The organism is Synechococcus sp. R55.8 (assembly GCF_047461895.1).
Lineage (GTDB): Bacteria > Cyanobacteriota > Cyanobacteriia > Thermostichales > Thermostichaceae > Thermostichus.
Genome location: NZ_JANSIB010000018.1, coordinates 21842 through 30208, shown reverse-complemented (window position 1 = coordinate 30208; position 8367 = coordinate 21842). Strand labels below are relative to the sequence as shown.

General features: G+C 58.8%; 7 protein-coding genes. 2 read left to right on the top strand and 5 right to left on the bottom strand.

The features are described 5' to 3' along the window. Positions 1-307 (bottom strand): putative CRISPR-associated protein (locus NW829_RS03310; protein WP_414416434.1); only part of this gene is annotated, 307 nt, incomplete at its 3' end. Next, a complete protein-coding gene (locus NW829_RS03305) occupies positions 304-561 on the bottom strand; it encodes a hypothetical protein (protein WP_238376877.1) in 258 nt (85 codons plus the stop codon). The genes NW829_RS03310 and NW829_RS03305, both read right to left, overlap by 4 nt. A 768-nt stretch (positions 562-1329) precedes the next feature. On the opposite strand from NW829_RS03305, the gene NW829_RS03300 reads away from it, so the two are divergent. Beyond that, a complete protein-coding gene (locus NW829_RS03300) occupies positions 1330-2001 on the top strand; it encodes a DUF1614 domain-containing protein (RefSeq protein WP_414332122.1) in 672 nt (223 codons plus the stop codon). Here NW829_RS03300 and NW829_RS03295 read toward each other — a convergent pair. Further along, on the bottom strand, positions 1998-4196 hold the full coding sequence (locus NW829_RS03295) for a caspase family protein (protein WP_414416433.1): 2199 nt from the start codon (positions 4194-4196) through the stop codon (positions 1998-2000). The two genes, NW829_RS03300 and NW829_RS03295, sit on opposite strands and share 4 nt — an antisense overlap. Before the next feature lie 266 nt (positions 4197-4462). Beyond that, on the bottom strand, positions 4463-5302 hold the full coding sequence (locus NW829_RS03290; RefSeq protein ID WP_414416432.1) for a lysostaphin resistance A-like protein: 840 nt from the start codon (positions 5300-5302) through the stop codon (positions 4463-4465). A gap of 251 nt (positions 5303-5553) precedes the next feature. On the opposite strand from NW829_RS03290, the gene NW829_RS03285 reads away from it, so the two are divergent. Beyond that, positions 5554-7497, top strand: coding sequence for an ABC1 kinase family protein (locus NW829_RS03285; RefSeq protein ID WP_414416431.1), 1944 nt, complete (start codon positions 5554-5556; stop codon positions 7495-7497). Here the strand turns inward: NW829_RS03285 and NW829_RS03280 are convergent. Continuing rightward, positions 7494-7892 carry a hypothetical protein gene (locus NW829_RS03280; protein ID WP_414330450.1) on the bottom strand — a complete coding sequence of 133 codons (399 nt, stop codon included), beginning with the start codon at positions 7890-7892 and terminating at the stop codon, positions 7494-7496. The two genes, NW829_RS03285 and NW829_RS03280, sit on opposite strands and share 4 nt — an antisense overlap. Positions 7893-8367 lie beyond the last annotated feature (475 nt).

The following is an 8367-nucleotide window of genomic DNA, read 5'->3' as shown; positions in this document are numbered from 1 at the left end:
CTGCCCGAGGGATCCGGGGCTGAACTTCCGGCTGTAGGTAGGGCAGGTAGACCAAAGACTTGTATTGCTCATGGATGTAGCAAACTGGGATCCCCAATTGGCTGCCCACCACGGCCATGATCATGGCTTGGGCTTTAAACCCGCCGGTGGCGGCAAAGGTGACGATCCCCTTGGCGCTCTCTGCCAACTGTTTCAACAGCTCGGCCATCCGCTCCAGAGAGGATCCCTCTAGCTCGTAGTCGATGCCGGGAAGGGGCACCAGAGAAACCTGTTGTTGGCCCAGTTCTCTTTCAAAGAAGAGCTTCAAAATCCGGGCACACTCCAGCCCATTGCGGAGTGCAGCAGAACCAAAGCATCGCCGGGGGTGGGATCCAGGCGGTAGTAGGTGTTGGTTAAGGACTCCGTCCCGCTGGCGCGATCGGCGCTGATCAGCTCCAGATCGGTTCTTTTCATCCAGGCCAGCGCTTGCTCCGGATCCCCGATGGTTTTTTGTCCCACCCAGGGGCGCTGCGGCTGCAGGTCTTTGTCAAGGTTGGTGAGCAAGGAGGTGCCCACAGTCATGATGATGGTCTGCATGATAGGCGGTTAACTCAAATTTTTCGAGAGCTCTGTCTTGCTTTGCGCCCAGAGCAGCTGGACTTTGCCGATTCTGCTATCTTCTCTGATATCTTCAAATCTGGAAAGTAACTTCGTTGCCCTTGATGTTGGTGATGGTGGCCTTCAGTTTTTGACCAATCTGGAAGCAGGCTTGGCGGGCCCGCTGTTGGGTCTAGTCTTGTGGGTATTGGTTGTTTTGCTGTGGTCTGTCCTGCTGGGGCTCGTTTGCCGCGCCTTGGGGAACGGCGTTCCTGCGACCAGAGTGGCTGTTGGGCTGGGATCCCTGGTGTGGCGGAGTCTCGCCAGCAGGCATCCCCCCATTCCCGTAGTAGCGGGCCATGCCTAGCCCAGGATCTGCAGCACCTCTGCCGGCCTGTCCTGTAGGGCTACATCTTCAGAGACTACCGCAAGTGGAACATTCATACTGAACAGTATCTGCGCGACCTTTGCTTCGAGACTGTTGAAGAATCTAATCACATCAAAATTCGGTTTTATGGAGATCCGCGCTATCAAATCGTTATGGCTAAAACTCCTGGCGACTGGAGGGCTGGCCGCAATATTTCAAGGACTCCGTCCCGCTAACGCGATCGGGATATTCGCAACCTCATTTTTGGCCTTTGAGATCCTGAAACGAATAAAGTTTAGTTGCAAACCTAACTTTCTCAGGGGGCACGCAGCTGAGAAAAGTTGAACCGAGTCCTGATAGGCTGAAGAAAAGTTGGGATCCCTGCCATGTTCTACCTGCCGGTCTCGCTGCTGTTGTTTTTCATGCTGGTGTTGCTGCTGCCTTTCCTCTGGCTGGGGCTGGCAGTGGATGTGGTGGCGCTGGCGGTGGGAAAGCTGGGGTTCTCGCGGGAGGGAGCGCTGTTACTGCTGCTGGCCATCCTGGTGGGCAGCTCGGTCAATATTCCCCTCTATCGGGTGAAATGTGAGGTGACGCTGGTAGAAGACCTAGCTAGCTTGTGGATGCGGCAGTTCTGGGGGATCCCTTTGACCAAGCTTTCCCAGGAGACGGTGATTGCCTTAAACGTGGGCGGGGGGCTGATCCCGGTGCTCTTGGCCCTATACCAATTTGGGCGGGCCGACAGCGTGCTGATCCTGGCGGTGACGGCGCTGGTAACCTTGGTCAGCTACTATGCTTCCCACGTGGTGCCCGGGATCGGCATTCAGATGAATCCTCTAATTGCCCCAGCTACAGCAGCCTTGGCCGCTTTGTTCTGGGCTGGGGATCAGGCGCCAGCGGTGGCCTTTGCCGGCGGGGTTTTGGGTACCCTTATCGGGGCGGATCTCCTGCACTTGCCGGAGGTGTTGCGGCGCAATTGCTCAGGCATTCTCAGCATTGGCGGGGCCGGGGTTTTCGATGGTATTGCCCTCTGTGGCTTGTTTGCCCTGCTGCTGAGCTAAACCAGCAAATAGGTAAGGGAAAGGGTGATGGATTGGGCGGGATCCAGCCAACGCAAGTCGGGATCCCCTAAGGACTCCGTCCCGCTGGCGCGATCGGAGGCACGCTGAGTCAACTCCTCGAGGAGCGTTTGCGTCCATTCCAGCGGCCCATTGAGCAACATCGGCGAACGGGCTACCCCCAGTTTGCGGGCCATAGCCTTGAGGGCTTCCAAGCTGGCGGACAGGGGGCGGGTGCTGGCCACAAACAACAGCTCCGTCAGCCCTTGGGCATGACAGGTGAGCAAGTCAGAGCTCACAGCAGAGCGCAGCTCGCCATCGACCTCCGGCAAGGGTGGCAAAGTTAAACTGCTCTTGGCTTCCAAGCGAAGAGGTGTGGTGAAGTTGTCCTGAGGCAGGGGGGCCAGCAGGTGCAGTTGTCCGGTCGGGTCGATCAGCAACAGGTAGCCGAACAGATGCTGATCGCTGTTGTTGCAAAGGGTGAGATGCAAGGGATCCCCCCGCATAAACCGTTGCATACCCACCTCAGCAGGAGCAGAGGCTACAGACTGGACAAGGCGTGCTGCCAACGGGGGAGCTAAGGACTCCGTCCCGCTGGCGCGATTGGCAGCTCTACCTTTGACGGCCAACTCCGCCACCACTGCCAAGGAAGAGGAAACCGCATTGAGGGTGGTGCGCAAACGTTTGGCAGCCAGCAGATGGGCAAGACGGGGAGCTAACCGCTGGACGGCCATTGCTGCAGCCTCTCCTGCTGGGCCACAGGAATTCAGGAGCAATTCTCGCCCCGGCCAGAACAGGCTGTAGCTGTTCACTTCCAGAGGCTTGAGCAGGGTGTCCGACCGTTCGCGCCAGCGGGACGGAGTCCTAAAAGCAGTGGCCATTTCCGGGGTGATGCGGCCCAACAAACAGTCCACCTGTCGCTCGCGGGGGTTGGCCGTTTCCATCCAGCTATAGCCGGCAATGGCATTGGTCAGATCCACCTTTTCAATGCGGCCCAGGTTCTCCTCTAGGCCAACCAAAAGCTTGAGCGTGCTGGAGAGGCCGCGCAGCTGCTCCCGCAAAGGTGTGCCCACAGGGGGAAGCTGCCCTTCCGGACTGGCCATCTGAACCTGAGCCAACAGCCCACTGCGAGAACGCATGAGCAGCGGCGTCGGCGAAGAGGCGGAAGGATCGGCGGGAATGGGAACCAAAAGAGTACCCGGCTGCAAACCACACAGGGCCGCCGATGGGATCCCGCCCAACCACACCTGAGCCCGATTTCCCTTCACTTCTTGAACTACCCCGCTGACCCCTGCCGGTGTGGGCATGAGAAAATAGGGGTGGATGTGTCGAGCAGTGTCTTTGCCTTCCAAGGTGGGGCGTTGGCAGGCGAATAGGCCCAGCTCTCGCCGGCTAACCACTTGGTTAAAGGCCACCAGCAGACGAGTGGCAGGCGTGGTTTCCCACAGGTACTGCGTCAGCAGATAGGTGAGTACCCCAGCATAGAATCCTGGCCAAGCGGCTTCTGCTGCCAAGTCTTGCGGGGTGGTGGCCGAAATCAGCAAGCCCTTGGGCGGAGACGGCCAAACCCGCTGCGGCTCCGATCGCGCCAGCGGGACGGAGTCCTTGGAGTCCGAGATCGCGGCTGGGGGACGGGAACGCAGTTGCAAGTTGCCTCGCACCGACGGCGAGACATAGGTAAAGCCACAGTCCAGAAGGGTGGTGATCTGGGCAGTGCCCAAGCCTTCCAAAAGCCGGAAAAAGCTGTCTAGCTCCATTGCTGCCACTCCCTCAGAGCCAGACAACAGCAGCACCGGCTGCCAACAGTTGGGCGCGGATCCCAGCCGCCACTGGCCATAGCCGCTAAACTGCACCACTACCGTTTCAGCCGTGTGACCTTGACCCCCCAAGTGCTCTGCAAAGGCCGATTGGATCCCAGCCGGCGTGGCTGCCCCATCGGTAAGGGTGAGAATGTCTGCCGGGTCAAAACCAAAGCGATAGAGGAGTAGCTCCCGCTGCAACTCCACATCTGTCAAACACCCTTGTAGCGCGGATCCCTCGCCAAGGTAGCGGTTAATACCGATGAGAACAGCCAGCTTGCGGGAGCCAGCCGCCAAAGCTTGCCCATATCGCTCAGCCCGGCCCCTCAACCAGCCAGGGGATAGGCCAAGACCGGCAGCAACCAGGAGGAGTTTTTGCAGAAAAGACCGCCTTTCCATGTTGACCCTCTGGGCTGACCCCCGGCCCAACGACTACCCCATCGGCCAGCGAGCCACAGCTAAACTTTGCACTGGAATCTGTTGCTGCCTATTTCAGGATATCCCCATCCACACAGCTTTTTCCCGAGATCGAGTGACAGTTTTTGGCGTTTTCTTTGCATTCCTTATCAATCAAACCTCCGCCACTTCCCATGGGGATCCCACGGCAGCGCTCTTCTGTCAGACAAGTCCGTCAGACAGGAGGGAAAGTGTGAGGAAGTCAATACTCAGCGGTTCAGGAAATAGGGCAAGCAAGCCCCACGCTCCGGCCAATGGAAGCGGACGAAGGGAACCAAAATGAACCCAGCTATCCCCAGACAGAACAGGCCAAAGTAGAGGTGGAAAGCCCCGACTGGATCAGCTGGTTCCATCCTTCCCCCTCCTAGGGATCCCGGCGCTAAAGCCAAGAGATTGTTCAAGGCATGAGCCAAGACAGGCAAGGTCAGGGAGCGGGTCTGCAGGTAGAACAGGCCCATCACCAGGCCGAACACCGTCAACCCGACGGGGTTGGGGTGCAGCAGGCCAAATACCCCAGAAGAAGCCAGCAGACCTCTGGAGAGGCCCCACTTGAGGCCCCAGCGGTGTAGCAAGATGCCGCGAAACAGCCACTCCTCCGTTATGGGGGCCACCACCCCAATCGAGAGCCAGCGCAACCCCTGATACATCTGCGGCCAGGCCGTTTCCCTATCCTCTTCCCCCAGTGAGTGCAGCATCGACTCCGCCAGCTCCGGCGCAGGCAGGGATACCAGGTAGAGCATCAACAAAGTTGTGCCCAGGGAGAGCACTACCAAAGCCGGCACCACCCGCAGCAGGGATCCCCAAGGAATAGCAGCCCGCCAGTTGCCCCACAGCCGTCTCATCTGCAGATGGGCTTGCTGCCCCCGTCGCCAGCTCCAGATACAGGTGAGGACAAATGTAGCGCAATAGACAAAGTCGGCCAGCAGAGGATCGTCAGATGGGAGATGAAACAGCTGGGCCAAGGCGATGGCTCCCAAGCCTACCCCCAGGTTGATCACCAAGAAGGCCAACAGCACGTGGCGCGCCTTAAGGGCTGCAAATCCGGTCACACTCGGCTCGGCAGGCCGTAGAGGGGGAGATCCAGACACAGAGGCAGAGAGCGCAGTTTTCCCATTCTAGTTTTGGTGGGGATCCCCAGAGGTGGGCTGCTGTCAACTCCTCAGGGAGAAGACTGAAGATCCTTATTCCGAAGGTTCGTCCCGCCTTTTCAAACCCAATCGAGCAGGCCGGTGGCCGCCTCCAAGAGTCGCCAGGCTGAGCCAGCAAGTTAAGATGTGTTACGGAATCCGTTGGGGCATCTATGGGCGCAACACCGTCAACACCGGTAGTGACAACAGCAGCGAGGCAGCATAACTTGGGTTCCGCAGCGGCGGACTCTCCGGTTATGACCATCCCGCCAGCAAATCTGGGAGTGGCACCGGAGTTGAGCCTGCGTTACGACCCAGAGCAGTTGGCCAAGCAATATCGAGGGCGCTGGGATCTGGTGGTGCGGCGCCTGTTTCAGTTGATCACCCCCTTTTTGGGCTTGTTGGCCTGGGTGTTTTGGGATCGCTGGCGGGGAGTAGAACTGAAGAATCGCCCGAAACATGCGGCCCGGCTACGGGAGATCCTCACGGAATTGGGGCCGACAGCCATCAAAATCGGCCAAGCCCTCTCCACCCGTCCCGATCTGGTTTCGCCCCTATTTCTAGAGGAGCTGGCCAAACTGCAGGATGAGCTGCCCCCCTTCGAGAATGCCATTGCTTTTGCCCTCATCGAGTCGGAGATCGGCAAACCCATAGACAAAATCTTTCGAGAGATCAGCCCCGAGCCGATTGCCGCCGCCAGCTTGGGGCAAGTGTACCAGGCCTACTTGCACAGCGGGGAGAAAGTCGCCGTCAAGGTGCAGCGGCCCGACTTGATTGGGCGCATCTCTCTCGACATGTATATTGTCCGCAGCCTGGCCGCCTGGGCCAAACGCACTTTCCGCCGCATCCGCAGCGACCTGGTGGGCATCGTCGATGAGTTTGCCGGGCGCCTCTACGAAGAAATGGACTACACGCAGGAGGGCCGCAATGCCGAGCGGTTCCTGGCGCTGTACCGTCACCCCTCCATCTACGCTCCCAAAATTTACTGGGAGTACACCCGCACCAAGGTGCTGACGATGGAGTGGATTGATGGCATCAAGCTGACTCAGGTTGACAAAATCGCTGCTGCGGGGCTGGATGGACGGCACTTGATCGAGATCGGCGTCAATTGCTCCCTCAAGCAGCTTTTGGAAAATGGCTTTTTCCACGCCGATCCCCACCCGGGCAACCTCTTGGCCATGTACGACGGGCGGCTGGCCTATATCGATTTCGGCATGATGAGCACCATCGCGCCCCATCAGCGCTACGGCCTGATCAAGGCGATTGTGCATTTGGTAAACCGAGACTTTGCCGGGCTGGCCCAAGACTACGTGGACTTGGAGTTCCTGGATCCAGATACCGACCTGACTCCCATCATCCCTGCTCTGGAAGCTGTCTTCGCCGAAGCGATGGGCAAATCGGTCTCCGAACTGAATTTCAAGAGCATCACCGATCGGCTCTCGGGGGTGATGTACGACTTTCCCTTTCGAGTCCCTGCCTACTACGCCTTGATCATCCGCTCTTTGCTCACCCTGGAAGGGATCGCCATCGGCCTGGATCCCAACTTTAAGGTGTTGAGCGTGGCCTATCCCTACGTGGCTCAGCGCCTGCTCACCGACCCGGCCCCGGAGCTGCGCGTATCTCTGCGGGAGCTGCTGTTTAACCAGGGGCAACTTCGCTGGAACCGCCTGGAGAACCTGCTGCGCAACGCCGTCAACAGCGAGGATTTTGACCTGCAGGGATCCCTGGAAAAGGCCGTTGATTTTATCTTTTCTGAGCGGGGCGCTTTCCTGCGGGAGCGCCTAGTGGATGTGCTCTTTTCCAGCTCGGGATCCCAGGGTGGCTCAGATGGCTTGGCTCATTTGCAGCGTCTGTGGGAACTCCTCAGCAGCAACCCGAGCTTTCAGCCGCTGCAGCTTCTGCCGATTGTTGCCAAGGTGGCTGCCAAACCGGAAGCTCAACAACTGGGCCGTCAATTGGCCTCCCGCTGGTTGCAACGCTCGGCAGCTCGCCTCATCCGCGACCTGCTATTGCCGGATACAGAAAAGCCCAGTTCACCCTCTTCCCTCAACGGGCGTGGCGGGATCCCTGGGCCAGCAACCTCTGCTTCTACCGCTCAACTTCCCCTTCCGGCCTAGCTCAGGTGCTCTTGGGGGGCAGTATCGCTGTTGGGGTTAACAGAGGCCAGAGCCAGCGTAATCCACTCGGAAAATTCATCGCGGCGGAAAACCTGGGGGCGGGAGCGGGGGCCAAAACGCAGCAGGCTGGGCATGCCGTGCTCCTTGAGTCGAGACTGTAGCCAGGTGCCCACACCGGTTTTGCCATCGTTGGGCATTTCGGTTTGGAAGTCACTGTACATCAACAACAACTGGCTGCGAGATTGGAGCACCGCATTCTCTTGAATTAGCTTCGGCAAGGAGAGATGGGTGGCTGAGACTGCCCCTTTGCTCCCTTTGGCCGATTCACGACGACGGTCGCGCGGGCGCGGGTTAGTGCTTTCACGGCTCTTGCGGGTTTTGGGTTCACTAGGCATAGAATCTCCTAAACGACAGAGTGCTCCCCAACGGGGGTTAAAGCGGGAACTCGCAGGCCAAAAGCCGAGCCCGCTGTGAAAGTGGCTCGATGGGTACAGTTCTGGAGAATCGCTGAGAAGAGGGACACCTGCTCTTGAGTAAGCGAAGAAGAACTGCGCTGAGCCGGCACGAAAGGCTGGGATCCCTTCGGCGCAACAGCAGTCCACAGCGGGCCGAGCTCCTGCCAATACATCCAAGGCCTGCCCTTGTTTTTCCTGTCGGAGGCCAGTTTGGCTACCACGAATCCGCAGGGCAAGCAAGCCCGGATGTTACCCCTATATTGACTTAAAAATGGACAAGTGGACAGTCCCTGGCCGAGAATTTAGCTGCTGCGGCGGGAGCTTCGGAAGGAACTAGGCTTGCCCGCCGGTGGCGAGTATCGCTGAGCTACGGGAGCAGCCTCCTACTACACCTGGAAGCGGTTGTTGGTGGTGT